The organism is Sphingopyxis sp. KK2 (assembly GCF_001990265.1).
In the GTDB taxonomy this organism is placed as follows: Bacteria; Pseudomonadota; Alphaproteobacteria; order Sphingomonadales; family Sphingomonadaceae; genus Sphingopyxis.
Map to the genome: position 1 here is coordinate 19,823 of NZ_LYVN01000018.1, position 24,929 is coordinate 44,751.

At 66.5% G+C, this 24,929-nt stretch carries 22 protein-coding genes; 13 read left to right on the top strand and 9 right to left on the bottom strand.

Features of this window, described 5'->3' with window-relative positions; genetic code table 11:
• Nucleotides 1-47 precede the first annotated feature (47 nt).
• Nucleotides 48-1,637 carry an acyl-CoA dehydrogenase family protein gene (locus B1A78_RS05040; protein WP_077145906.1) on the top strand — a complete coding sequence of 530 codons (1,590 nt, stop codon included), beginning with the start codon at nucleotides 48-50 and terminating at the stop codon, nucleotides 1,635-1,637.
• A 40-nt stretch (nucleotides 1,638-1,677) separates the two neighbouring features.
• Here the strand turns inward: B1A78_RS05040 and rtcR are convergent, their stop codons facing one another.
• Nucleotides 1,678-3,264, bottom strand: a complete 1,587-nt coding sequence (gene rtcR / locus B1A78_RS05045) for an RNA repair transcriptional activator RtcR (RefSeq protein ID WP_077145907.1) — start codon at nucleotides 3,262-3,264, stop codon at nucleotides 1,678-1,680.
• 264 nt (nucleotides 3,265-3,528) lie between these two features.
• On the opposite strand from rtcR, the gene B1A78_RS05050 reads away from it, so the two are divergent.
• From B1A78_RS05050 to B1A78_RS05070, 6 genes are all read left to right on the top strand, one after another.
• On the top strand, nucleotides 3,529-5,076 hold the full coding sequence (locus B1A78_RS05050; protein WP_077145908.1) for an RNA-binding protein: 1,548 nt from the start codon (nucleotides 3,529-3,531) through the stop codon (nucleotides 5,074-5,076).
• 871 nt (nucleotides 5,077-5,947) lie between these two features.
• Complete coding sequence (locus tag B1A78_RS05055; RefSeq protein WP_077145909.1) at nucleotides 5,948-7,174, top strand: RtcB family protein; 1,227 nt, start codon at nucleotides 5,948-5,950, stop codon at nucleotides 7,172-7,174.
• Nucleotides 7,159-7,599, top strand: a complete 441-nt coding sequence (locus tag B1A78_RS22210) for a hypothetical protein (RefSeq protein WP_144037690.1) — start codon at nucleotides 7,159-7,161, stop codon at nucleotides 7,597-7,599. The genes B1A78_RS05055 and B1A78_RS22210 overlap by 16 nt, the downstream gene beginning before the upstream one ends.
• On the top strand, nucleotides 7,599-8,378 hold the full coding sequence (locus B1A78_RS05060) for a nucleotidyltransferase domain-containing protein (RefSeq protein ID WP_179101980.1): 780 nt from the start codon (nucleotides 7,599-7,601) through the stop codon (nucleotides 8,376-8,378). The genes B1A78_RS22210 and B1A78_RS05060 overlap by 1 nt, the downstream gene beginning before the upstream one ends.
• 2 nt (nucleotides 8,379-8,380) lie before the next feature.
• Nucleotides 8,381-9,403 carry an RNA 3'-terminal phosphate cyclase gene (rtcA, locus tag B1A78_RS05065; RefSeq protein ID WP_077145911.1) on the top strand — a complete coding sequence of 341 codons (1,023 nt, stop codon included), beginning with the start codon at nucleotides 8,381-8,383 and terminating at the stop codon, nucleotides 9,401-9,403.
• Between the two features lie 116 nt (nucleotides 9,404-9,519).
• Nucleotides 9,520-11,025 (top strand): AMP-binding protein, encoded by a 1,506-nt coding sequence (locus B1A78_RS05070; RefSeq protein ID WP_256837482.1) that lies wholly within the window; start codon nucleotides 9,520-9,522, stop codon nucleotides 11,023-11,025.
• A 3-nt stretch (nucleotides 11,026-11,028) separates the two neighbouring features.
• Here the strand turns inward: B1A78_RS05070 and B1A78_RS05075 are convergent, their stop codons facing one another.
• Genes B1A78_RS05075 through B1A78_RS05085 form a run of 4 tightly spaced genes read right to left on the bottom strand, consistent with a single transcriptional unit; the run spans nucleotide 11,029 to nucleotide 13,284 of the window.
• Nucleotides 11,029-11,412, bottom strand: coding sequence for an OsmC family protein (locus tag B1A78_RS05075; RefSeq protein ID WP_077145913.1), 384 nt, complete (start codon nucleotides 11,410-11,412; stop codon nucleotides 11,029-11,031).
• A gap of 21 nt (nucleotides 11,413-11,433) precedes the next feature.
• Entirely contained in the window at nucleotides 11,434-12,180 is a 747-nt protein-coding gene (locus tag B1A78_RS05080; RefSeq protein ID WP_256837484.1) for an alpha/beta hydrolase, read from the bottom strand.
• Entirely contained in the window at nucleotides 12,117-12,404 is a 288-nt protein-coding gene (locus tag B1A78_RS23070; RefSeq protein ID WP_256837485.1) for an alpha/beta fold hydrolase, read from the bottom strand. Before B1A78_RS23070 ends, B1A78_RS05080 begins: the two co-directional genes overlap by 64 nt.
• A gap of 22 nt (nucleotides 12,405-12,426) precedes the next feature.
• On the bottom strand, nucleotides 12,427-13,284 hold the full coding sequence (locus B1A78_RS05085) for an oxygenase MpaB family protein (protein WP_256837483.1): 858 nt from the start codon (nucleotides 13,282-13,284) through the stop codon (nucleotides 12,427-12,429).
• A 78-nt stretch (nucleotides 13,285-13,362) separates the two neighbouring features.
• On the opposite strand from B1A78_RS05085, the gene B1A78_RS05090 reads away from it, so the two are divergent.
• A complete protein-coding gene (locus B1A78_RS05090) occupies nucleotides 13,363-14,574 on the top strand; it encodes an acyl-CoA dehydrogenase family protein (RefSeq protein ID WP_077145914.1) in 1,212 nt (403 codons plus the stop codon).
• 195 nt (nucleotides 14,575-14,769) lie between these two features.
• Here B1A78_RS05090 and B1A78_RS05095 read toward each other — a convergent pair whose 3' ends face one another.
• Both B1A78_RS05095 and B1A78_RS05100 read right to left on the bottom strand, forming a co-directional pair.
• Entirely contained in the window at nucleotides 14,770-15,861 is a 1,092-nt protein-coding gene (locus B1A78_RS05095; protein WP_077145915.1) for an acyl-CoA dehydrogenase family protein, read from the bottom strand.
• A gap of 31 nt (nucleotides 15,862-15,892) precedes the next feature.
• Nucleotides 15,893-16,540 (bottom strand): TetR family transcriptional regulator, encoded by a 648-nt coding sequence (locus tag B1A78_RS05100; protein WP_077145916.1) that lies wholly within the window; start codon nucleotides 16,538-16,540, stop codon nucleotides 15,893-15,895.
• A 118-nt stretch (nucleotides 16,541-16,658) separates the two neighbouring features.
• On the opposite strand from B1A78_RS05100, the gene B1A78_RS05105 reads away from it, so the two are divergent.
• Nucleotides 16,659-19,130 (top strand): TonB-dependent receptor, encoded by a 2,472-nt coding sequence (locus B1A78_RS05105; RefSeq protein WP_077145917.1) that lies wholly within the window; start codon nucleotides 16,659-16,661, stop codon nucleotides 19,128-19,130.
• Here the strand turns inward: B1A78_RS05105 and B1A78_RS05110 are convergent.
• Nucleotides 19,127-20,098, bottom strand: a complete 972-nt coding sequence (locus B1A78_RS05110) for a GlxA family transcriptional regulator (protein WP_077145927.1) — start codon at nucleotides 20,096-20,098, stop codon at nucleotides 19,127-19,129. The genes B1A78_RS05105 and B1A78_RS05110 overlap by 4 nt on opposite strands.
• A 174-nt stretch (nucleotides 20,099-20,272) precedes the next feature.
• On the opposite strand from B1A78_RS05110, the gene B1A78_RS05115 reads away from it, so the two are divergent.
• The 4 genes from B1A78_RS05115 (at nucleotide 20,273) to B1A78_RS05130 (ending at nucleotide 24,245) form a co-directional block, all read left to right on the top strand.
• On the top strand, nucleotides 20,273-21,100 hold the full coding sequence (locus B1A78_RS05115) for an alpha/beta fold hydrolase (protein ID WP_077145918.1): 828 nt from the start codon (nucleotides 20,273-20,275) through the stop codon (nucleotides 21,098-21,100).
• A gap of 59 nt (nucleotides 21,101-21,159) precedes the next feature.
• Complete coding sequence (locus B1A78_RS05120; RefSeq protein WP_077145919.1) at nucleotides 21,160-21,657, top strand: hypothetical protein; 498 nt, start codon at nucleotides 21,160-21,162, stop codon at nucleotides 21,655-21,657.
• A 67-nt stretch (nucleotides 21,658-21,724) separates the two neighbouring features.
• Nucleotides 21,725-23,344: an alpha-amylase family glycosyl hydrolase gene (locus B1A78_RS05125; RefSeq protein WP_077145920.1), complete on the top strand. Its 1,620-nt coding sequence runs from the start codon at nucleotides 21,725-21,727 to the stop codon at nucleotides 23,342-23,344.
• A gap of 202 nt (nucleotides 23,345-23,546) precedes the next feature.
• Nucleotides 23,547-24,245, top strand: coding sequence for a glutamine amidotransferase (locus B1A78_RS05130; protein WP_077145921.1), 699 nt, complete (start codon nucleotides 23,547-23,549; stop codon nucleotides 24,243-24,245).
• A gap of 15 nt (nucleotides 24,246-24,260) precedes the next feature.
• Here B1A78_RS05130 and B1A78_RS05135 read toward each other — a convergent pair whose 3' ends face one another.
• Nucleotides 24,261-24,719: a hypothetical protein gene (locus B1A78_RS05135; protein WP_077145922.1), complete on the bottom strand. Its 459-nt coding sequence runs from the start codon at nucleotides 24,717-24,719 to the stop codon at nucleotides 24,261-24,263.
• Nucleotides 24,720-24,929: the final 210 nt, after the last annotated feature.

Genomic DNA, 24,929 nt, shown 5'->3' on the forward strand with positions numbered 1-24,929 from the left:
CCGGCCTGGCGAGGTCATGCGCCGCGCGCGGATGAGGCGCGTTGATCATGGACCAGTTCGATCGTGCCCTCCAAGCGGCGCAAAGCTATCGCGCTGCGGCGCTGGCGGCGCTGGCGGCGCGGCTGGAGACCATGTCCATCGACCGCGAGCAGCGCGCCGCGCATGGCTTTGCCTGGGTCGCAACAACCGTCGCGGCACTGGAAGCGACGTTGGCGTGGCACGAAGCGAGCAGCGGACAGCGCGTCGACGCGCTGGTCACCGAAATCGCCTTTGCCGAAGGAATCGGCCAGCTCGTCGGCGGGCTGCCGATGGGGCAGAATGAGATTTTCCGCCCGGCTGACCTGGGATTGGTGAAAGCGGCTGCGAAGCTGGCGGCGGATTGCGCGGCGCTGCTCGACGCCGACCAGGCGACGGCGCGCGCCGAACTCGCGGCGCTGCTCGCCGCCGGGCAATGGCCGAGCGAAACGCTGCATGAAGCCGATCTCGACGCGATCCGCGATCAATATCGGCGCTTCACCGACGCCGAGATCGTTCCGCACGCGCATGGCTGGCATCTCGCCAATGCGCTGATCCCCGATAAGACGGTGGCGGCGATGGCCGATCTCGGCACCTTCGGTGTCTGCATTCCCGAAGAATTTGGCGGGCTCGGCCTCGGCAAGCTGGTCATGTGCATCGTCACCGAGGAATTGTCGCGCGGCTGGATCGGCACCGGGTCGCTCGGCACGCGGTCGGAGATCGCGGGCGAACTGATCGTGCTCGGCGGCACCGACGCGCAAAAGGCCGACTGGCTGCCGCGGATCGCGAGCGGCGAGATATTGCCGACCGCGGTGTTCACCGAACCCGATGTCGGCTCCGACCTCGGCTCGCTGCAAACGCGGGCGCGCCGCGACGGCGATCATTGGGTCATCGACGGCGCCAAGACCTGGATCACCCACGCCGCACGATCCGACCTGATGACCCTGCTCGCGCGCACCGTCCCCGATGCGAAGGGCTATGCGGGCCTTTCCATGCTGCTTGTCCCGAAGCCGCGCGGCAGCGAGGACGCCCCCTTCCCCGCAGAGGGCATGAGCGGCAGCGAGATCGAGGTGCTCGGCTATCGCGGGATGCGCGAATATGCGCTCCAGTTCGATGCGATGCACGCGCCCGCCGATGCGCTGCTCGGCGGCGAGGAGGGGCAAGGGTTCAAGCAGCTGATGCGCACCTTCGAAGGCGCGCGCATCCAGACCGCCGCGCGCGCCGTCGGGGTCGCGCGCCGCGCGCTCGAACTCGGGCTCGACTATGCGGTGACGCGCAAGCAGTTCGGCAAGGCGATCATCCATTTCCCGCGCGTGTCGGACAAGCTCGCGATGAGCCTCGTCGATTTCGTCACCGCGCGCGAACTCTCCTACGCCGCGGCGCGTGCCAAGGACGGCGGCAAGCGCTGCGACATCGAGGCGGGCATGGCCAAGCTGCTCGGCGCGCGCGCGGCCTGGTCGAACGCCGACGCCAGCCTGCAGATCCACGGCGGCAACGGCTATGCGATGGAATATGAGATCAGCCGGGTGCTGTGCGACGCCCGCATCCTCAACATCTTCGAAGGTGCAGCCGAGATCCAGGCGCAGGTGATCGCGCGCGGACTGGTTGGCGGCCGCAACTGATCGCGGCTACCGGCGGCCTCCGCCGGTCGCGACCAATTGGTCAGGCGCGAATAGAAGACCAGTTGAGCTCGAAGCGCGCGAGATATTTGCGGAGGCGGTCGGCGTCGTTGGTGCTCTTGCGCACGGAGCGCGAGGCCGCGAACAGGCTACGCCCCGCGTCGGACAACGATGCCGCGCCGCGGCACGCCTCGATGACGAAGGCGAGCTGGACACGGTCGAAGGGGTCGATCGCGGCGAGCCGGTCGGGGCCGAGGATCGCATCGAGGCCGTCGCCGGGCGACGGCTCGCCGCTCCACGTCGCGTGCAGCCGCGCGATTTCGAGTCCCACCGCGTCGCTGTCGATCCGCCCGGTGGCGCTCAGCGTCGCCATGCGGGTGACGCTGGCGGCGAGGTCGCGAAAATTGCCCTGCCATTTCGCTGTCGTGCTTTCGGCGAAACCGAGGTAGCGGTCGCGCGCTTCCTTGTTGAAGGTGACCCGCGCGCCCTCGCGCTCGGCGAAGCGTTCGAGTTCATAGTCGAGGTTGGGGGCGATGTCCTCGCGCCGCGCGGCGAGCCCGGGCAGCGAAAAGGTCCACAGGTTGAGACGAGCGAACAGATCGTCGCGAAAGCGCCCCGTCGCGACCTCGCCCACGAGGTCGCGGTTAGTCCCTGCGATCAGTTGGAAATCGCTCTTCGCCTCGCTGTCGGCGCCGACTGGGAGGAAGCGGCCTTCCTCGATCGCGCGCAGGATCATCGCCTGTTCGTCGAGGCCGAGTTCGCCGATTTCGTCGAGGAAGAGCAACCCCTTGTCGGCGCTCTTGAGCAGCCCCGGACGGTCCTGCGCAGCGCCGGTGAAGGCGCCTTTGCGGTGGCCGAACAGCGCCGACATCGCGCTGTCGCCCTTCAAGGTCGCGCAATTGACCTCGACGAACGGTCCGCTGATCTGGTGGCGCAGCTTCTTGAGCTCGTAGATCTTGCGGGCGAGCTGGCTCTTTCCCGCGCCGGTCGGCCCCATCAGCAGGATCGGCGCGCGGCTGCGCACCGCGACCTGCTCGATCTCCTCGATCATCCGGTTGAAAGCGGGATTGCGCGTCTCGATCCCGCTTTTCAGGAAATTCGCGCTCTCGGCGCTCGCCTCGGCAAAGCGGGTCGCTATCGAATCATAGCGCGACAGGTCGAGGTCGATGACGTTCCACGTCCCGATCGGCTGCGGCGCGCCGCGCTGCGGCTGGGTCTGGAGCAGCCGGCCGGGCAGATAGCGCGCCTCGGTGAGCAGAAAGAGGCAGATCTGTGCGACATGGGTGCCGGTCGTGATGTGGACCAGATAATCCTGCGCATCGGGGTCGAAAGGAAAGTCGCGCGCGAAATCGAGCAGCTTGCCGTAAACTTCTTCGAAATCCCAGGGGTCGTCGAAGTCGAGCAGTTGCTGCACGACCTCGGTCTCGGGCGAGACGTCGCGGATATCGTCCATGACGAATTCGGCGAGGCGGCGATGATGGCTGCCGTGGAGCAGGATGAAGCGATCGACGCGCAGATCCTCCTGCATGCAGATGCTCACTGTCGGGCGCCACTTGTTCCAGCGCGACGGGCCGAATTTGGCGGCGTCGAGAGTCGAGCCGAGGAATCCGATGACGGTGACGGGCTTCATGATTTGATTTATACTGTGATATAAATCACGATACAAGATGATCGTATTCCCGATTATGCGCGATCATTCGTTTCGGGTCGGCGATTTTTTCTATTGATTAAAAACAATAAGTTACCTGAATTTTGGATGCTCGCCATCCAATTGGCACGCCTCGTGCAGTTCTGTTGGCGTCGGGTTCACGTCCCCGGCAGCAGCGGAGCAAGGGGCGGCCGGAATGGGCCGGCCGCCCCCAAGCTCCCGAGAGATTTTCGAAGGAGTTGGACGATGGCCAACAAGACCCTTTTTTCGGCGGCGCTGTCGCGCTTCCTGCCGCGCACCGACACGGTGAACGACGCCGGCGGCGCGGCCTATGCCTATGGCCCCGAAGCCAGGCTCGCGCAGCTTGCCGCGACCGGCACGCTGTCGGACGGCTTCTATTCGGGCGCCGACGCGCAGCTCGCCGACGTTCTGGCGGCAGCGCAGGCGGTGTCGCCCGATTTCGTCGCCAAGGCCGCGGTCTATGCGCGCAAGGCGGGTGCGATGAAGGATATGCCGGCGCTGCTCGCCGCTTACCTGACCGTCGCCGACCCCGACCTCGCGGTCCCGGTTTTCGGCCGCGTGATCGACAACGGCCGCATGCTGCGCAACTTCGTGCAGATCATGCGATCGGGCCAGGTCGGCCGGCGTTCGCTCGGCTCGCGTCCGAAGCGGATGGTGCGCGAATGGCTGGAGAAGGCCTCGATGCCGCAGCTGATGGCCGCGGCGACGGGCAATGATCCCAGCCTCGCGGATATCGTCCGCATGGTCCACCCGGCACCGGCCTCGGCCGAACGCCGCGCCTTTTACGGCTGGCTGATCGGCAAGCCCTATGATGTCGCGGCGCTGCCGGCGGAAATCGCGGCGTTCGAAGCCTGGAAGCGCGATCCCAAAGGGTCGTTGCCCCCGGTGCCGTTCGAATGGCTGACCGCCTTTCCGCTGACCGCGGAGCAATGGGCCGAGCTTGCGGGCCGCATGGGCTGGCAGGCGCTGCGCATGAACCTCAACACGCTGGCGCGCAACGGCGCGTTCGACGTGAAGGGGACGACCGACAAGGTCGCGGCGCGGCTGTCGGATGCCGATACGATCGCGCGGGTTCGCCCGGCACCGTATCAGCTGATGGTCGCGCTCGATCAGATCGGCGATGCGGTTCCGCTTCGCGTGCACGCGGCGCTCGAAGAGGCACTCGAACTGTCGCTCGCGACGGTTCCGGTCCTCGCGGGCCATGTCGTGGTCTGTCCGGACGTCTCGGGCTCGATGAGCTGGGCGGCGACCGGCCAGCGCAAGGGTGCGACCTCGGCGGTTCGCTGCATCGACATCGCGGCGCTGGTCGCGGCGGCGGTGCTGCGCACCAACCGCCAGGCGCGGGTAATGCCCTTCGATGTCGACGTGGTCGGCATGGCGCTCGATCCCAAGGCGCGGGTCGCGGTCAACGCGGCACGGCTGGCGGCGATCGGCGGCGGCGGCACCAATGTGTCGGCTCCGCTCGCCCGGCTGAACGCCGAGCGCGCAAGCGTCGATACGGTGGTGATCGTCTCGGACAATGAAAGCTGGATCGATCCGACCCGGCGCGGCGCCACGGCGACGATGAACGAGTGGAACAGACTGAAGGCCCGAAACCCGGGCGCGAAGCTGATCTGCATCGACATCCAGCCCTATGGCACCACGCAGGCGAAGGATCGCCAGGACATCATGAATGTCGGTGGCTTCACCGACGCGGTCTTCGACGCGATGGCGCGCTTCGCTTCCGGCGAAACGCGCGACTGGGTCCAGATCGTCAACGAAACGGAGGTTTGAAAGGGTCGTGGCGAATGCAGGCAGGACTACATTCCAAGGCGCTTGATCCATTGGGGATGCGCGGGGAGGGATCCTTGCGAGCGGGTTCGATTCCCGTCTGGCGAAAATGTCTTGTCGATACTCGTCGCCACGACCCATCATGACCATTACGGCGAATGCCGGGAAGGACTACAGACGGTCGCGGGTTCGAATCCCGCCGGGTCTTCCTATGGCCCGTAGCTCAGTGGGAGAGCATCAGCCTTCGGGTGTGTCTTTTCTGATTCTCGTCGCCGTGACCCGGCTTGAATTTTGACAGGGTATCGCAGCGAATGCCGGTGGGACTACATCGGCACCATGAAGGCCCGACGAGTAAAGCGCCCCGGCTCCCCAAAAGGGACCGGGGAGATGCGGGTTCGAATCCCGCCTTGCCATGTAGCTTAAGGGCCGCGTCTCACCATCTCTCGTCGCTGCGAGATCCTTGTCGGCCGGCGGATGCCGGACGGGACTACACCTTCCAACGGAGCCCCATGCGGGGCAATGTCTCGTCCAAATCCTCGCCGCCGGCACCCCTTTCACGCTGGCGAATGCCGGTGGGACTACATCAGGGCACCTGAAACGCCGGTTCGAATCCGGTCGGGTCAGCACCGCGAAAGCGGACTGACGCGTCGTCTAGCGGTCGAGGACGCAGGTCGAATGTCTCACCATAACTTCGTCGCCAGCACCGATAACAAGTCGGCGAATGCCGGCGGGACTACAGGGTCAGAGCGTCCATCCCAAGGGGTGGGAGGTCGGCGGTTCAAGTCCGCCCCCGGCTTGCCGGAGTAGCTCAGGAAAAATGTCTCGCCACGCCTCGTCGCCGGCACCATGAAGATGAAGAAGAAGGAGGTCAGCCATGACCCAGACGACCTATGAAGTGCTGAATGTCGAGGGCGGACGCCCGGTCAAGATGTGGACCCGCGGCGTGCCCGTCGAGGACATGGCGCGCGACCAGCTTCGCAAGGCGGCGAGGATGCCGTTCGTGTTCAAGCATGTCGCGGCGATGCCCGACGTCCATGTCGGCATCGGCGCCACCGTCGGATCGGTGATCCCGACCAAGGGCGCGGTGATCCCGGCAGCGGTCGGGGTCGACATCGGCTGCGGCATGATGGCCGCGCGCACCACGCTGATGGCACACGACCTGCCCGACAACCTCGAGGGCATTCGCAGCGCGATCGAAGCGGCGGTCCCGCACGGCCGCTCGGTCGGACGCGGCAAGCGCGACAGCGGGTCGTGGGGCGATCCTCCGGCGGCGATCGTCGACGCCTGGGCGACGCTCGCCGAGCGGTTCGGGCGCATCGTCGCCAAGCACCCGCGCCTGAAGAACACCAACAACCTCACGCATCTGGGGACGCTCGGGACGGGAAACCATTTCATCGAGCTGTGCCTCGATACCGAGGCGCGGGTGTGGGTGATGCTGCATTCGGGATCGCGCGGCGTCGGCAACGCGATCGGCACCTACTTCATCGAACTGGCGAAGAAGGACATGCGCAAATGGTTCATCAACCTGCCCGACGAAGATCTGGCGTACTTCCCGGAAGGGACCGATCATTTCGACGATTATGTCGAGGCGGTCGGCTGGGCGCAGGACTTTGCGGCGCTGAACCGGCGCATGATGATGGCGAATGTCATCGCCGCGCTCCGGTTCCAGATCGCCAAGCCCTTCGAGGCCGAGGCCGAAGCGGTGAACTGCCATCACAATTATGTGACGCGCGAGAACCATTTCGGCGAGAATGTGCTCGTGACCCGCAAGGGGGCGGTGCGCGCGGCGAAAGGCACGATGGGAATCATCCCGGGTTCGATGGGCGCGAAATCGTTCATCGTGCGCGGGCTGGGTAACCCGGAAAGCTTCGATAGCTGCAGCCATGGCGCGGGCCGCGTCATGAGTCGCACCGCGGCGAAAAAACTCGTCACGCTCGACGAGCATATCGCCGACACCGCGGGCGTCGAATGCCGCAAGGACGAAGGCGTCATCGACGAGACGCCGAAGGCGTACAAGCCGATCGAGGCGGTGATGGCGGCGCAGGCCGACCTCGTCGAGATCGTCCATACGCTGAAGCAGGTGGTGTGCGTGAAGGGGTGATCCCCTTCACGCCGCCGTCGGGGGAAGGCATGCACATAATGACCTGCAAGCGATGCGGAGCCGGGCTTTCCCGGCCTGTTTTGCGCGTGCTTTGCGAAGATGCCGAGAGCAGGATCCTTGGCGCTGGAGATTGGCCTGTTGTTCTGGCTTATGAGTTCCAGTGCGAACGAAAGTCGCCGCGCGGTTACATATACCCGCCCGATGCGCGCCACGTCACGGCGTTCTGGCTGCATCCAGATGCCATCGTGACGGGTGCGGTGCTTGACGATCGGGCCCTCGATGAACCGTTGCCCGAAGAACATTACGATCCCGTGCTGCATTGTGGCTGCGGCCAGCGATTTGCGTCGTTCGAGTCAATTTTCGACGCGGTGCCGCATGTTGAAGTGCATGAGCCTGACATCCAATGGAAACCAGAAGAAAAGTGATGACCATCGCACCCGCTATCCGCCGTGAAATCGAAACCCGCCTGGCTGCCGTCGAGGCGGAGGATGACGTGCGGCTTTTGCTCGCGATCGAATCGGGGTCGCGCGCCTGGGGCTTTCCCTCGCCCGACAGCGATTATGACGTGCGCTTTCTCTACGTCCGGCTGCGTCGCGACTATCTGGCGCTCAGCCCGGTGCGCGACGTGATCGAGCGGGAGATCGTCGACGAGATCGACCTCAACGGTTGGGATGTCCGCAAGGCGCTCGGGCTGATGCTGCGCAACAATTCGGTGCTGTCCGAATGGATCGAATCACCGATCCGCTATCGCGACCCCCACCCGGTGATCGCGCGGATGGCCGAGCTCAAGGATCGCCATTTCGATCCCAACGGCTTTGCGCTGCACTATGCCAAGCTCGGCCGGACGGCGATCGCGCGCTGGATGCAGGATGCGCATGAGGTCGCGGTGAAGCGCTATTTCTATGCGCTGCGCCCGGCGCTCGCGATCCGCGTGCTGCGGCGCGATCCGTCGCGCCGGCCGCCGATGCAATTGCAGCAATTGATGGCCGAGGCGGACTTGCCGCGATCGGCCACCGAGGAAATCGAGCGGCTGGTGGCGATGAAGGCGGACACGCGCGAGGCGGGACCGATCGCGCGCGTATCCGAAATCGACGCGCTGATCGCCGACGAATTGACGCGCGCCGACGAGGTCCCCGCTCGGCCGCCAAGCGAAGCATTCGCGGCGCAAGCGAATGCGCTGTTTCTGGATTTGGTAGAAGAATAACAATGATCATCATCGACGGATCGGAAGGCGAAGGCGGGGGGCAGGTGCTGCGCTATGCGTGTGCGCTCGCGCTGCTCACCGGCACGCCCTTCACGATCGAGAATATCCGCGGCGGGCGGGAGAAGCCGGGGCTCATGCGCCAGCATGTGACCGCGATCGAGGCCGCATGCGTGATCGGCGGCGCCGAATGCTCGGGGCTGGCGGTCGGGTCGAACAGCATCAGCTTCCGTCCCGGGCGTGTGACGCCGGGCGACTATCATTTCGCGGTCGGCACCGCGGGCAGCACCGGGCTCGTCCTTCAGGCGATCCTCGTGCCGCTGATGATGGCCGATGGCCCGTCGCGTATCGTGATCGAGGGCGGCACGCACGCGATGGCGGCGCCGCCGTTCGAATTCACCGAACGCACGCTGCTGCCGATCATCAATCGCATGGGACCGACGGTGCAGGCGCGGCTGATTCGCCACGGCTTTTTCCCGCGCGGCGGCGGGCGGATCGAGATCGATATCGCGCCCGCCCCGCTGCGCGCGATCGAGTGTATCGAGCGCGGCGAAGCATACGGGCGTTCGGTGACGGCGCTGGTCGCGGGCATCCCGTTCGATGTCGCCGAGCGCGAGCTCAAGACGGCGCGCAAGATACTGGCGGACTGGCCTGCCGAAGCCTTTGCTACGCGCCAGCTTCCCGCCGAGTTCGGCCCGGGCAATGCGCTGCTGATCGAAACCGCCTTCGAGCATGTCACCGAGGTGATGTCGGGTTTCGGCAAGCTCGGCGTGCCTGCAGAGCGGCTCGCACAGACCGCGTCGCGGCGTGCGGCGGGCTATGTCGGATCGGGTGCCTTTGCCGGACCCTATCTGCAGGACCAGCTGCTGCTGCCCTTTGCGATGGCGGGCGGCGGGGTGTTCACGACGGTCAAGATCAGCCAGCATTCGCGGACCGCGATTGAGCTGATCCGCCGCTTCATCGGGATCGACACCGCGATTGTCGAGGTCGAAGATGGCCCGTGCCGGGTCGCGGTCGGCAAGGCCTGATCCTGCGCGGTGCCGCAAAATAATTAGCAATCTAACTATTGTGGCTCGAGGCCGCTTGTCGCATGGTCGCACGCCGCATCGCTGATGCGGCGTGCGATTGCGGGAGGGAGCGACCAGTGCAGATCATCACCGACGACCGGGCCATCGACGGCGCAGCGCTCAGCGAGCGGGTCGACCGCGCTGCGGGCGCGCTCGCGGCGCGCGGGGTCGGAGCAGGCGACTGCGTCGCGATCCTGCTGCGCAACGACATCGCCTTCATCGAGGCGAGCCTCGCGTGCCGGCGGCTCGGCGCCTATTGCGTGCCGGTGAACTGGCATTTTTCGGCCGAGGAAATCCTCTATGTCGTCGCCGATTGCGGGGCGCGGCTGCTGGTTGCGCACGCCGACCTGCTCGCGCGCGTCGCCGATGCCTTGCCCTGCCCGGCGATTGGCGTGCCGGTGCCGCCGGCGATTGCCGCCGCCTATCGGCTGGCGCCGGTGGCGGGGACGGGCGAAGATTGGGATGCCGTGCTCGCCGCGGCTGAGCCCTGGACCCTGCCGTCGCCGCCGGTGGCCGAATCACTGATCTATACCTCGGGTACCAGCGGCCATCCCAAGGGGGTGAAACGCCGGCCGCCGCAGCCAGACCAGGTCGCGGCGAGCGAGGCGATGCGGTCGCTTATCTATGGCATTGGCGCCGGGGCGCGGGTGATGGTGCCCGCGCCGCTCTATCACACCGCGCCGAACCTGTTCGCGCACCGCGCCGCGGCGCTTGCCGACCTGCTCGTGCTGCCGCCGCGCTTCGACCCGCTGCGCCTGCTCGCCGATATCGAGACGCACCGGATCACACATCTCTATGCCGTGCCCGCGATGTTCAGCCGGCTGCTCGCGCTGAGCGAGGACCAGCGCCGTGCGCACGACCTCTCGTCGCTGCAATTCGTGCTGCACGCGGGCGGGCCGTGCGGGCCCGACGTCAAGGCGCGGATGATCGGCTGGCTGGGGCCGGTGATCGAGGAATATTATGGCTCGACCGAGGCGGGGCCGATCACCCATGTGTCGAGCGGCGAGTGGTCAGCCTGTCCGGGTACGGTGGGTCAGGCGATCCCCGGGGTCGAGATTCGCATCGTCGACGAGGCGGGCGACGCGGTGCCGGTCGGCGAGGTCGGCGAGGTGCAGTCGCGCAATCCGGGCTACCCCGATTTCACCTATCTGGGGCGCGAGGCCGACCGCGCCGCGCTCGACCGCGGCGGCTACCTCGCGTCGGGCGACCTCGGCTATCTCGACGCCGACGGGCGGCTGTTCCTCTGCGACCGCAAGCGTGACCTCGTGATCTCGGGGGGCGTCAACATCTACCCCGCCGAGATCGAGGCGGCGCTGCAGACGGTTGACGGCGTCGCCGACTGTGCGGTGTTCGGCATTCCCGACGACATCAACGGCGAATCACTGCTTGCGGTTGTCGAGCCGGTGGCGGGCGCGGTGCTGACGGCGGAGGGCATCGGCGCGGCGCTGCGCAGCCGGATCGCATCGTACAAGGTGCCGCGGCATATCGAACTCACCGACGCGCTGCCGCGCGAGGAAACGGGGAAGATCCGCAAGCGGCTGCTGCGCGATCCCTATTGGGCGGCGGCGGGGCGGAGCATCTGACGCTCAGACCAGCTTGGTATCGATCGGCAGCCCGCCCTTCAGCGTCAGCGTGACCGGGGTGCGCTCGGCGATGTCGGCGAGGCGCGCCGATTGTTCGGCATCGAGACCGGCGATCTTGAGCGTACGGTCGATGCGGCGGTCGGGATGCTGGCCCGAGAGGCGGAGACCCACCTCGACCGATTCGAGCGGCCATAGCTTGCGGTCGGCGTACATGCGCAGCGTGATCGCGGTGCAGGCGCCGAGGCTGGCGAGCAGCAGGTCGTAGGGCGCGGGGCCGACCGCGCCGCCGCCGAGCGCGGGCGGTTCGTCCGACACCAGCTTGTGGCCGCCGACGTCGATCTCGGTGCGATAGCGGTCCTTGCCGATGATCGCGCTGCCATGCGCCATGCTGATGTCTCCTGTCGTGGGTCAGGCGGCGATGGTGCGCCGGAGCCAGGGAATGAGCAAGGCCTCGACCTCGGCGGCACGCTCGGCCTGAGTCCAGTGGCCGCAGCCTTCGAGCATATGCGCCTCGAGATCGGGGACGACCGCACGCATCAGCGGGACCGGGTCGGCGGTGCCGAGCACCAGCGCGGGGTCGCTGCTGCCGCCGATGAACAGCGCGGGGCGGCGGATGACCGGGTCGAAATGACCGGCCCACTCGAAATCGCGGCCGTGGTTGCGATAGCGATTGAGCGCGCCCGCGAAACCGGTGCGTTCGAAAGTTGCGGCAGCATGGGCGAAATAGCTGGGGTCGAGCCAGCCGGGGAGCGTGTCGGGAAAGCTTATGCCGTCGAGAAGCTGCGCGCCGTGCGGCTTGTCGTTCGGCCAGTCGCCCGGCGCGGCATCGCCCGAGATGCTGTGGTAAAAGGCGTGGAGAAAGCGCGCGGGGTCGGCCTCCAACTCGGCCTCGGCGACGCCGGGTTCCTGGAAATAGGCCTGGTAAAAAAAGCGCCCCTTGTCGGTAAAGCGGCGCTTGAACATCGCATCGAAGGGCGCGGCGGCGCGGCCGAGCCAAGGGATCGACAGCGCGGCGACCGCGCCGAAGCGGTCGGGGCGCGCCATGATCGCATTCCAGACGATCGAGGCGCCCCAATCGTGGCCGACCAGTGTTACGCGTTCGCCGGGCGCGAGCGCATCGGCGACCGCGGCGAGATCGGCGACGATCGCCTCAATGCGATAGGCCTCGACCGCTTCGGGCCGGTCGCTGTCGCATAGCCGCGCACGTCGATCGCCGCGGTGCGATAACCCGCCGCGACAGACGCCGCAGTGAGGCGCTGCCACGACTGGCGCAGTTCGGGAAAGCCGTGGACGAAGAGGACGAGCGGCCCCGATCCGGCGACGTCGGCGGCGATGCGGACGCCGTCGGGCGCGGTGACGTAAGTTGGTGCCTTGCTCATTCCGCCCCGCTTGTCTCGTCGTCTACCGCCAGGCGGTATCGCCCGGAAGACCGAGGCGCAAGGCGGCCTGCCACGCGGGCGAGGTCGGGTCCTTGCGGCGGTCGGCGAGCTTGCCCATCGCCTTGACCATGATCCGGTCGCGGGCGCCGAGGTCGTGCTCGGGGCCGAGTTCGAGCCGCTCGCGCACCACGGGCGGGAGCAGCGACACCGCCGCGCGCGCGAGCGCCTTGTGCAGGAAGCGCGGCACCGAGGGCGCGGCGCGGCCCGAACGGATCATGTCGAGGAATTCGCTGTTGATCGGGTGCGGCTCGAAGCGCGGCAGCAATTGCTCCATCATCGCCAGGAATTCGGCTTCGGACTTGGGCGTGCGCGTGACGCCGTACAGTTCGGCGACGGGCTGGCCGTCGGCCCAGAAGCGCGCCTGCTCGGCCGCCGACAGCGGGCGCACGAAGCGGTGATAGGCGGTGAGGAAACCATATTGCGCCGTGGCATAGACCCAGTTCAAAAGCTCGGGATCGAGCGCCGTATAGGCCTCGCCCTTCGGCGTCTCGCCCGACACCTTGGCGTGCATGCGATTGACCCCGCCGATGACGCGGCGCGCGGCGCTGGCCGGGCCGTAGACTCCGACCATCGCCGCCATGCCGGTGCGCTGCGAGCGGCCGATCGGATCGACCTTGTAGATCGAATGGTCCCACACCCCAGAGCGAATGCGCGCGTCGGCGAATTCGAGCAGCACCGCCGCGACCCCGCCGACCGCCATCGCGATCGGGTTCTTGAAGATGCGCCATTGCAGCGAATCGGGCGCAAGCAGCGAGGCTTCGCCGAACGGCTTGGTGAAATCGATCGCCATCGCCGGCGGCGTGTTGCTCATGCGGTTCATCGGCTTAGCGTCCCATCACAATTGACCTCTTCGCCAAAGTTGTTATCAGATGTGATAATAGCTTGCAATGGATGCGATATGAACCTCGACTGGAGTGACGAAGAAACCGCCTTTGCGGCCGAGATGCGCGACATTCTTGCACACGCGCTGACGCCGGAGCTGCGCGCGGGGGCCGAGGGAGCGACCAGCGTCTATCCCGACCATCATGTCTCGATGGACTGGCAGGCGCGGCTGCACGCCGAGGGGCTGGCGGCGCCGCACTGGCTGCCTGAACATGGCGGGCGAGACTGGACCCCGGCGCAATATTATCTCTACGCCCGCGAACGCGCGCGCGCCGGGGCGCCGTCGGTTTCGCCGATGGGCATCCACATGGTCGCGCATGTGATCGCGGCCTTCGGCACCGACGAGCAGAGGGCCTATTTCCTGCCGCGCATCCTGACGGGCGAGGTGTTTTTCTGCCAGGGCTATTCGGAGCCGGGGTCGGGCTCGGACCTTGCGTCGCTCCAGATGAGCGCGGTGCCCGACGGCGACGACTTCCTGCTCAACGGCTCGAAGATCTGGACGACGCATGCGAGCGAGGCGAACTGGATCTTCTGCCTCGTCCGCACGTCGAAGCATGAGCGGCCGCAGCAGGGGATCACCTTCCTGCTCGTGCCGATGGACCAGCCGGGGGTGACGGTGCGCCCGCTGACGATGATCTCGGGCGAGCAGATCCAGGCCGAGGTCTTCTTCGACGACGCCCGCTCGGCGCGGTCGAACGTGATCGGCGAGGTCGATCGCGGCTGGACCGTCGCCAAATATCTGCTCGAATTCGAACGCGGCGGCTCCGCGCACGCCCCCGCGCTGGCGATGCGCGTCGATTCGCTGGCGAGGCAGGCGGGTGAGACCATGGCAGGCGACCAGGTCTTTGCGCAGAAGCTGGCGCGTGCGCGCATCCGGGTCGACATATTGGAGATGATCGAGCTCAAGCTGCTGTCGGGTGCGGGGCAGGGCGAGAGCGTCGGGGTTATGGCGTCGATGCTCAAGATCATGTCGACCGAGCTGGCGCAGCATATCACCGAACTCGCCTGTGAGGCTGCGGGGCCGGCGGGGCTGGCGTTCCAGCCGCATGCGGGCATGCCGGGCGCCGAGGTGCCGGTGCATGTCGTGCCGGCCGATGGGTATGTGACGGGCGAGCCGTGGCAGGCGATCGCGCCGCTGCGCTATTTCAACGAGCGCGCGGGATCGATCTATGCCGGGTCGAACGAGATTCAGCGGAATATCCTGGCAAAGGCGGTGCTGGGGTTGTGATCGGATAATCCTCCCTGTCGCGAAGCGATGGGGAGTGCAGGGTTGGATTGCCCCCGGCAATCCAAGTCCAGTCCGGGGGACTGGACGACCCAGCACTCTCGCGAAGCGAGTGGTGGAGGGGCTCGCAACGTCTCATTTTTGCCCCTCCGTCAGCGCTTCGGCTGCCACCTCCCCATGGCTTCGCCACAGGGAGGATTATAAGACCATCCCCGCCGCATAACGTGCAGCGTGGAAATCGCCCGTCCCCAGCCTTTGCTCGATCGCGGTGGCGCGCTTGAAATAATGGCCGACGCGCAGTTCCTCGGTCATGCCCATCGCGCCATGGAGTTGCACCGCTTCCTGCCCGATCTTGCGCAGCGCGTCGCCGATCGTCGCCTTGGCGGCGGCGGTCGCCTGCGCATCGCCGGGCTTGAGCGCCGCAAGCAGCGCGGCGGCGGCGATCGATTCGCGCAGCATCAGCATATCGACCATCCGGTGCTGGAGGGCCTGGAAGCTCGACAGTGTCGCGCCGAACTGCTTTCGCTGCTTGGCATAGAGCAAGGTGTCGTCGAGCAGGACACGCGCGAGGCCCGAGGCCTCGGCGGCAAGCGCGGCGATGGCCGTGTCGACCGCAGCTTGCAGCGCCGCTTCGCCGTCCTGCCCGCGCCCGATCTCGGCCGCGCTGTCGATCCATAGCCCATCGAGGTCGATGTCGGCGGCGGGCGTGTCGTCGATCGTCCAATAAGGCTGGAGACGGTCCGCGAGCGATGCCGCGGGCACGAGGAAGAGGCGCAGATTGTGCTCGGCATCGCGCGCGGGGATGACCACATGATCGGCCTCGGCAGCAAAGGCGACCGCGACCTTGCGTCCGGTGAGCATCCAGCCATCGTCGGCGGGCGTTGCGTGCGCCGCGACCGCGCCGATATCGCCGCGCGTTGCGGGTTCCTCGATCGCGGTGACGACCAGTGCTTCGCCTCGCCCGATCACGGCGGCGCGCGCCGTCTCGCCGAGCGCCAGCAGCAATTCGCCGGTCAGGACATGGCAGTCGATATAGGGGGTGACCGCGAGCGCCGCGCCGAGTTCCTCGGCGACGATCATCGCCGCGACGCGCCCGCCGCCGAAGCCGCCGACACTGGCCGGCAGTGCTGCCGCGCCGATACCGATGCCGCTGTCGGCCGCGCGCCACAGTGCGAGCTGCGCCGCCGGATTGCGCATCGCGCGGCGCGTTTCGAACGGCAATTGCTGCGACAGGAAACGCGCGAGCGTGTCGCGCAACATCCGCTGGTCGTCGTCATATTCGAGGTTCATGCGCGGCTTATGCGGCGCGTTAGCTCAATTATCAAGGCTGATAATTTTTGACGAGGCCGGCTAGCAATGTCTCGACCGTGTGTTGACGATAGCGCGCGTGGAGGTCGTCGTCGGCGTGGGGTTTGCCTTGAAACACCACCTGCAAAGTCAGGCGGTTCGAATAGAGGCCGTCGGCGGCGCCGATCGTGTTGAAATAGAAAAGCTTTGGATCGACCGGGTGAAATTCGCCCGCGGCGATGCCTTCCTCGATCATCCGCGCCTGCGCCCCTGCGATTTTCTTGAGCAACTCGTCGCCGATGTGGCGGACGCGCTCGGGCTCGGCGTCGCGGACCATATATTGGATCAGCCGGTTGAGGTAAGGGATGCGGTAGTAGGTATCAACGATGCCCTCCAGATGGATGCGCATGCGTTCGGTCGGGGTGACGGGCAGGCGGAATAGCGCGTCGAGTTGGCCGATCGCGCGTAGCACGTCGCGGTCGAGCAGGGCGGCGAGCATGCCTTCCTTGTCGCCGAAATAATAGCGGATCATGCCGTGGTTGACCCCGGCGCGTGCCGCGATCTCGACGATCCCGATATCGATCTTGTCCTGTTCGCGCATCAGCGCGCTTGCCGCGTCGAGCAGGGCATCGCGGATCGATCCGCGCGTCCGGCTTTCCGCCTTGTCACTTCGGGTGGCCATTATCGCTCCTTGCCGCCGACAGACCATCATTGCGCGCGAAATGCAATTGCCGGTTGCATTATCTATCATGATTGATAATTATCATATCTGATAATAAGCTCGATCAGGGAGAGAGACGATGGCGGTTGCGGTGCGTGCAATGGGTCTGGCCGGGGTGGCATGGGCGGCGATGGTGGCGAGCCAGCCGGCGCTGGCGCAGGATGCGCCTCCCGCAGCAGAGGCCGAGGTGGCGGACGATGGCGTGATCGTGGTCACCGCGCAGCGCCGCGCCGAGAGCATCAACGACGTCGGCATCGCGATCCAGGCCTTTTCGGGCGACACGCTCGAAAACCTGCGCGTCACCTCGACCGAGGATCTGCAGGCGGTGGTGCCCAGCCTCAACGTGTCGCGCGGTTACCAGGGCATTCCGATCTACACGCTGCGCGGGATCGGCTTCAACACGATCAACCTGTCGGCGACCTCGACCGTCGGCACCTATCAGGATGAGGTCGCGCTCGCCTATCCCTTCATGAACAGCGGCCCGGTCTACGACCTCGAGCGCGTCGAGGTCTTGAAGGGCCCGCAGGGCACCCTCTACGGCCGCAACACCACCGGCGGGCTGGTCAATTTCATCACAGCCAAGCCAAAGTTCGGCGAATTTTCGGGCGGCGTCGCGGTCGATGTCGGCAGCGAAAAGACGCTGAACAGCGAGGGTCATCTCAACATCCCGCTCGGCGACGCGGTCGCGATCCGCGCCGCCTTCCGCACCGAGGACAGCTGGGACGGGTGGCAGAAGAGCATCTCGCGCGACGAGAGCCTTGGCGAAGTGCACCGCTATGGCGGCCGCCTGACGCTCACCGCCGAGCCGGTCGACGGCATGAAGATCGAACTTGGCGGCAATTTCTGGATCAACAAGTCCGACACGCTGGCGGGGCAGGCGGTGGGTTTCACCCCCAACACCGATCCCGCCAACGGCACCATCTTCAGCCTGTTCAACGCGCCGGGGCTTCCCGCCTATGTCGCGGCGAACGGCACCAAATGGGATTCGAACAGCGCCGACTGGGCGCCGCTGTCGCAGCGCGGCCCCAATATCGGGCGCGGCACCGGGATCGACGGGCCGCTGCAGGAGGACAGCGACTTCATCGGGCTGCGCGGCCTGATCCAGTTCGACCTGACGAGCGATCTGAGCTTCATCTCGTTGACCGGCTACAACCGTGTGAAGCGCGACGCGACCTATGACTGGAGCGGCGCGCCCTATGAGATCCTGATCCAGCGGGCGCAGGGCAAGATCGAGAGCTTCTCGCAGGAGATGCGCTTCCAGGGTTCGACCGGCCCCGCCGAATGGGTCGTCGGCGGCTATTATGCAAAGGATGTCGTTAGCGACACCAACCAGACCTTGTTGGGGCAGAATGCCAATGTCGGCGCGATCCGCGCGCTGATCCTCCAGCTCGGCCTTTTGAACACGCCCTTCAACAGCCCCGGCTACACCGCCGCCGATGTCGCAACCTCGTTCCGCACCTATCGCGACGTCGCCGATTTCGACACCGAGACCTTCAGCCTGTTTGCGAGCGCCGACTGGGAACTCGCCGATACGCTGAAGCTCACCACCGGGGTGCGCTATACCGAGGACCGGCAGGACTATCAGGGCTGCTCGCGCGACTTCAACGGATCGATGCTGCCCAACGTCAACCTGTTCAACCGCGCCTTCTTCTTCCAGGTCTATGGCGCCTTCACCGCGCCGATCAGCGCGAATCAGTGCAACACCTTCGACGTCGACACCGGGACCTTCGGGATCGTCACCTCGAACCTCAAGGAAGACAATGTCGCGTGGCGCGGCGCGCTGACGTGGGAGCCGACCGACGACACGCTCGTCTATGCTTCGGTCAGCCGCGGCTATAAATCGGGATCGACCCCGGTCAACGCCGCGAATATCGCGACGCAGAACCGCCCGGCGAAGCAGGAGGAACTGACCGCCTATGAAGTCGGGACCAAGCTCGGGCTCGCCGACCGCAAGGTGCACCTCAATCTGGCGGCCTTCTATTATGATTATCGCGACAAGCAGCTCGCGGTCTATTTCGCCGATCCGATCTACACGACGCTGCTCCGCCTCGATAATATCCCCAAGTCGCGCGCCTATGGCCTCGACGGCGATATCAGCATCCAGGCGACCGACAGCCTCAATGTCACGCTCGCGGGGACGTGGCTCAAGACCGAGCTTCAGGGCTATGTCGGGATCAACGCCGCGGGGGCGCCGTTCGACTTCGACGGTTTCGCCTTCCCCTACAGCCCGAAATTCTCGGGCGCGGCGACGGTCACCTACGACACGCCGGTGGGGAACGACCTCGGCATCCGGGCGATCGTCAACGGCCGCTACCAGTCGAAGACCGGCAGCACGATCGAGGATTTCGCGCCGCTGCAGATCAAGGGCTATGGCATCCTCAACGCCAGCCTCGCGCTCTACCAGCAGGATGGCAAATGGGAGGTCTCGCTGTGGGGCAAGAATATCACCGACACCTATTACTGGATGTCGGCGGCGACGAACGCGAACACCGCGGTGCGCTTTCCGGGACGTAGCCCGTCCTACGGGCTGAGCGCCAAGTTCAACTTCTAGGCGACGCTCGCCAGTGATTCGGTCGAGAATCGCTGGCGATAGTCGTTCGGCGACAGGCCGGTGATGCGGTGGAACAGGCGGCGGAACGCCGCCGCATCCTCGTATCCGACCGCCCACGCGATCTGGTCGACGGTGCGGCGCGTGAACTCGAGCAGTTCGCGCGCCTTGCCGACGCGCAGATGCTGCGAATATTCGATCGGGGTCATGCCCGTCGCGGCCTTGAAGCGGCGCTGGAAGGTGCGTTCCTCAAGCCCCGCCTCGGCGGCCAGTTCGGCGACCCCCGCCATGCGGCCTTCTTTCGACTGGAGCCAGTGCTGTGCCTTGAGGATTGCCTCGTCGCCGTGGGTCAGGCGCGGGGCGAAGCTCGCGTAGTTCTTCTGCTCGCGGCCGCCGGGGTCGATCAGGAAGAAGCGCGCGGTCTCCATCATCACCGTCGGGCCGAGCAGCCGCTCGACGATGCGCAGGCCGAGGTCGGTCCAGGCCATGAGGCCGCCGGCGGTGATGATGTCGCCGTCGTCGATCAGCATGCGGTCCGATTCCATGCGCACGTCGGGGAAGCGCGCGCGGAACTCGTCGGCGTAAAACCAGTGTGTCGTCGCGGCGCGTCCCGCGAGCAGGCCCGTGGCGGCGAGAGCGAAAGCACCGCCGCAGTTGGAGGCGAGCGTCGTGCCCTGCGCATGGCGGTCGAGCAGCCAGCGGGCGTAGGGGACGACCTCGTCGGCTTCTAGCAGCTTGTGCAGGCTGCCCGGCGCGATGAGGTAGGTCGGGGCGGTGGTGCAGGGTTCGTCGGGATGGCTGTCGTAGCAGCGCGCAAAGCCGCCTGTGTCCTGGAGGCGCCAGTGGCTGACGCGGATGCCCAAGCGCTCATGCTCGGCGGCAAAGCGGCCGGCGACGTGGAAGAGGTCGGTGATGCCGCTGACCATGCCCATCTGGCAGTCGGGGTAGAGCATCAGGCCGACCTCGGGCATCTTGGGTGCCGGATTCTGCGGATGTTGGCGAAGGTGCCGCATAGCGTGACTTTCGTTTGTCGGATTTGGCTCGCATAATGTCGTTTCCGCCAATGTCGCGCAAGCGAAACCTCGCCTAGATAGAAGGCACAGGGACGGAGGGTTCCGCCCCACCCAAGTGAAAGGAACCACGACATGACCACGATCACCACCAAGGACGGCACGCACATCTTCTACAAGGACTGGGGTCCGAAGGACGGGCAGCCGATCATCTTTTCGCACGGCTGGCCGCTGAGCGCCGACGCCTGGGACGCGCAGATGGTGTATTTCGCCAATCAGGGCTTTCGCACCATCGCCCACGACCGCCGCAGCCATGGCCGCTCGGACCAGGTCTGGGAGAACAACACTATGGATCAATATGCCGACGACCTCGGCGAACTGATCGAACAGTTGGGCCTGAAAGATGTCATCCTCGTCGGCCACTCGACCGGCGGCGGCGAAGTCACCCGCTATATCGGCCGGCACGGCACGGATCGTGTCGCCAAGGTCGCGCTGATCGGTGCGGTCCCCCCGCTGATGCTCAAGACCGAAGCCAACCCGGGCGGCCTGCCGCTCGACGTGTTCGACGGCATCCGCAAGGGCACGTTCGACAACCGCCCGCAGTTTTTCAAGGACCTGACGCTCCCCTTCTACGGCTATAACCGCGAAGGCGCCGTCATCAGCGAAGCGATCCGCGACGATTTCGTGCGGCAGGGCCTGAACGGCGGCCTGAAAGGTCTGCTCGACAGCATCCGCGCCTTTTCGGAAAGCGACTTCCACGAAGATCTGAAGCGCTTCGACAAGCCGACGCTCGTCCTCCATGGCGACGACGACCAGATCGTGCCGATCGGCGCCGCAGCGCTGTCGACGGTCAAGATCGTCAAGCATGCCGTGCTCAAGGTCTATGAAGGCGCCGACCATGGCCTGACGGTCACCCACCAGGACCGGTTCAACGCCGACCTTCTCGACTTCATCAACAGCTGATAGGCAGCGGGGCGCGGGCACCAGGTCCGCGCCCCCTCCTGCCAAGAAGGAGACGTGCCATGATCCTCGGTCTCACCATCCCGCAATTCACCTTGCTCCACGTCGCGATCAGCCTCGTCGCCATCCTCGCCGGGCTGGTGGCGCTTCCCGCCTTTGCGCGCGGGTCGATCCTGCCCCGCGTCACCGGCGTCTTCCTGTGGATGACCTTGCTCACCAGCCTGACGGGCTTCCTCTTCCCGATCGCGAGCTTCACCCCCGCGCTCGGCTTCGGCATCCTCTCGACCTTGCTCCTCGCGGCGAGCTTCTGGGCCTGGTACGGTCGCAAGCTCGCTGGCCGCGCCCGGACGATCTATGCGGTGACCGCGACGATCGCGCTGTGGCTCAACCTGTTCGTGCTGATCGTGCAGAGCTTCCTGAAGGTCCCCGCGCTCAACGCGCTCGCGCCGAACGGCAATGAGCCGCCGTTCCTGATCGCGCAGCTGCTGTTGCTGCTCGGCGTCGCCTTCCTCGGCTATCGCGCGGTGAAGAGCGGGCGCCCGGCGACCGTCGCCGCCTGACCTCCTGGCTGCCACCAAGGCCCGCGTCTGTCATCGAGATGACAAGCGCGGGCCCTAGCGCGTCGGTATGACGATGACCGCCTGCCCTGAAGACGCCGCGCCTTGGTGGAAGGGCGCGACGCTCTATCAAATCTATCCGCGCAGCTTTGCCGACAGCAATGGCGACGGCGTCGGCGACCTCGCGGGTATCGCGGCGCGGCTCGATCATGTCGCGACGCTCGGCGCCGATGCGATCTGGCTGTCGCCCTTCTACCCCTCGCCGATGGATGATTTCGGCTATGACGTCGCCGATTATTGCGACGTCGACCCGGTCTTCGGCTGCCTCGCCGATTTCGATGCGCTGGTCGCGCGGGCGCATGCGCTGGGGCTGCGGGTGATTATCGACCTCGTCTTTGCGCATACGTCGGATCGCCATGACTGGTTCGCCGAAAGCCGCGCGAGCCGCGAGAACGCCAAGGCCGACTGGTATGTGTGGGCCGACGCCAAGCCCGACGGCACCCCGCCGAGCAACTGGCAGTCGGTGTTCGGCGGCCCCGCCTGGACATGGGACGCGCGGCGCGGCCAATATTATATGCACAATTTCCTGGCCAGCCAGCCGCAGCTCAACCTGCACGAGCCGGCAGTGCAGGAGGCGCTACTCGACGCCGCGCGTTTCTGGCTCGACCGCGGGGTCGACGGCTTTCGCCTCGATGCGATCAATTTCGCGATGCACGATCCGATGCTGCGCGACAATCCGCCCGCGCCGCCGTCGGGCCGGCCGCGCAGCCGGCCGTTCGATTTCCAGCACAAGCTCCACAACCAGTCGCACCCTGGCATCGCGGCCTTCCTCGAACATATCCGCGCGCTGACAGATCTTTATCCCGGCCGCTTCACCGTCGCCGAAGTGCCGGGCGAGGAGGCTGCGTGCGAGATGAAGGCCTTCACCGCGGGCGAGGGGCGGCTGAACAGCGCCTATGGGTTCGATTTTCTCTATGCCGACCGGCTGACCCCGGCGCTGGTCCAAACGGCCGTCGGCGCGTGGGACGATGCCGCGGGGACGGGCTGGCCGAGTTGGGCGTTCGAGAATCACGACGCGCCGCGCGCGCTATCGCGTTGGGCGATCGCCGGGGTCGAGGCCGCCGCGCTGGCGCGGATGAAGATGGCGCTGCTCTGCGCGCTGCGCGGGACGATCATCGTCTATCAGGGCGAGGAACTCGGGCTGGGGCAGGTCGAGATTCCGTTCGAGCGGCTGAAGGATCCCGAGGCGATCCGCAACTGGCCGCTGACCCTGTCGCGCGACGGCGCGCGGACGCCGATGCCGTGGATCGCCGACGCGGCGCATGCCGGATTTTCGGACGCCGAACCATGGTTGCCGCTCGGCGACGACCATGTGTCGCTCGCGGTCGACCGGCAGGCGGCGGACAAGGGCTCGCTGCTGCACTGGACGCGGCGCCTGCTGGCGCTGCGCGCCGCGCACCCGGCGCTTCGGCTGGGGGCGACCGAGCGCTGGGTGGTCGAGGGCGACCTGCTGGGATTCGACCGGGCGCTGGGCGGGGAGCGGCTGCGCTGCCTGTTCAACCTCGGCGCCGGGACGATCGACGTCGCGGCGCATATCGGCAGCGGCGCACCGCTGCTGCAGGTCAATGGCGCCGATGCGGCGATGCTGCCGCCCGCGGGGGCGCTGTGGCTCGACCGGGCAGGGGGATGATCGCCCGTATGCCGACCGCGCCGCCCGGGGCGACGGCGGCCCGTAGCTGAGGGAAGCCAAGCTCAGCTACGGGTCGCAACAGTATCTCTACTGCTTTGGTAGAGTGACAGCGCGGTCCGATTCTGGCTAGACGGGAGTCGTTCCGAACGGCGCGGCAAAGCCTCCGTTCATCGCCGCAAGGAGCCGGACCGGACCGACGCCCATGACCAAGACGGGACTCATCATCCGGCATGTGCCGCACGAGGGGATTGCGGGATTTCGCGAGCCGATCGAGGCGGCGGGCTATGCGCTCGACCGGATCGACGTCGGCGACCCCGAGTTCGGGCGGATCGACCTGAGCGAGCCCGATCTGCTCATCATGATGGGCGGGCCGATGGGGGTCTATGAACAGGCCGAGCATCCATGGATTGCGTGCCAGCTGCGCCGGCTCGCGCGCCGGCTCGAGGCGGGACGGCCGACGCTCGGCGTGTGTTTCGGGGCGCAGATGATCGCCGCGGCGATGGGCGCGCGCGTCTATCCGGGGCCGGCGAAGGAGGTGGGGTTCGACGCGCTGACGATCCTCGATTCCGCATCGCCGCTCGGCCAGCTGGCCGATGTGCCGGTGCTGCACTGGCATGGCGACACTTTCGACCTGCCCGAGGATGTCGAACTGCTCGCGTCGAGCGCGGCCTATCCGCACCAGGCGTTCCGGCGCGGGCGCCATATCCTGGCGTTGCAGTTCCACGCCGAAATGGGGCTCGACCCGCGCTTCGAGCATTGGGTCGAGCAATGGCCCGAGGCGCTGGTGGAGGTCGGGCGTTCGCCGGATGCGATGCGCGCGGACCATGCGCGGCTGGGGCCGGGCGCGGTCGACGCGGGGCGGCGGATGGTGGCGCAGTGGTTGGGGGAATTGGCGGGGTAGGGGAAGCCGGCGCCTTCAGCCGTCGCGATGCGGCGACGTTGCTATAGTGTCGAAGCGCGCCTCGCCGATCTCTGATTCATGGCGCGACGCGAAGCGGTAGACGAGTGTCGCGATAACCACCGTGCCGAGCAGGATCAGTCCCGGAACGATGAAGCCTGTCGGCCAATCCGCTCCCTGCGAAAAGACGATCGCTGCCGCGACTCCGCAAACGGCCACGACGGCCGTGCCACTGCGTGCAGGACCTGGATCCTTATAGGCCGCCTTGTTGCCGGGCGCCGTGGCGCACCACGCGACGAACAGGATCCACCATCCGAGCTGGACGTCGTGACGAAGATCTTTGAGGAAATCCACCGACGGCATGTGCGTGGCGATATAGGAAACGACCAGCCAGGCACCCGTCGCGATCAGGAAGAAGGCTTGCGTGACCGGCCTCCAGAATTGTCTGGTAGCCAGCTTGCGAATTGAAAAATCCATTGGCGCGCTCGCATCCTTTCGAGGTCTGGGCAGGATGCACCAAAGGGAAGACGTCCGCAATCGGTCGGGCGCGAACCGGATCCGGTGTGCGGATGGGATCGGGCGCAATCGACGCGGCGACGATGGTGGCGCATCGGCTGGCGGAGGTTGCGGGGTAGGGGTCGTTGGCGGACCTTGCTCTCCCCTCCCGCAGGCGGGAGGGGTTGGGGG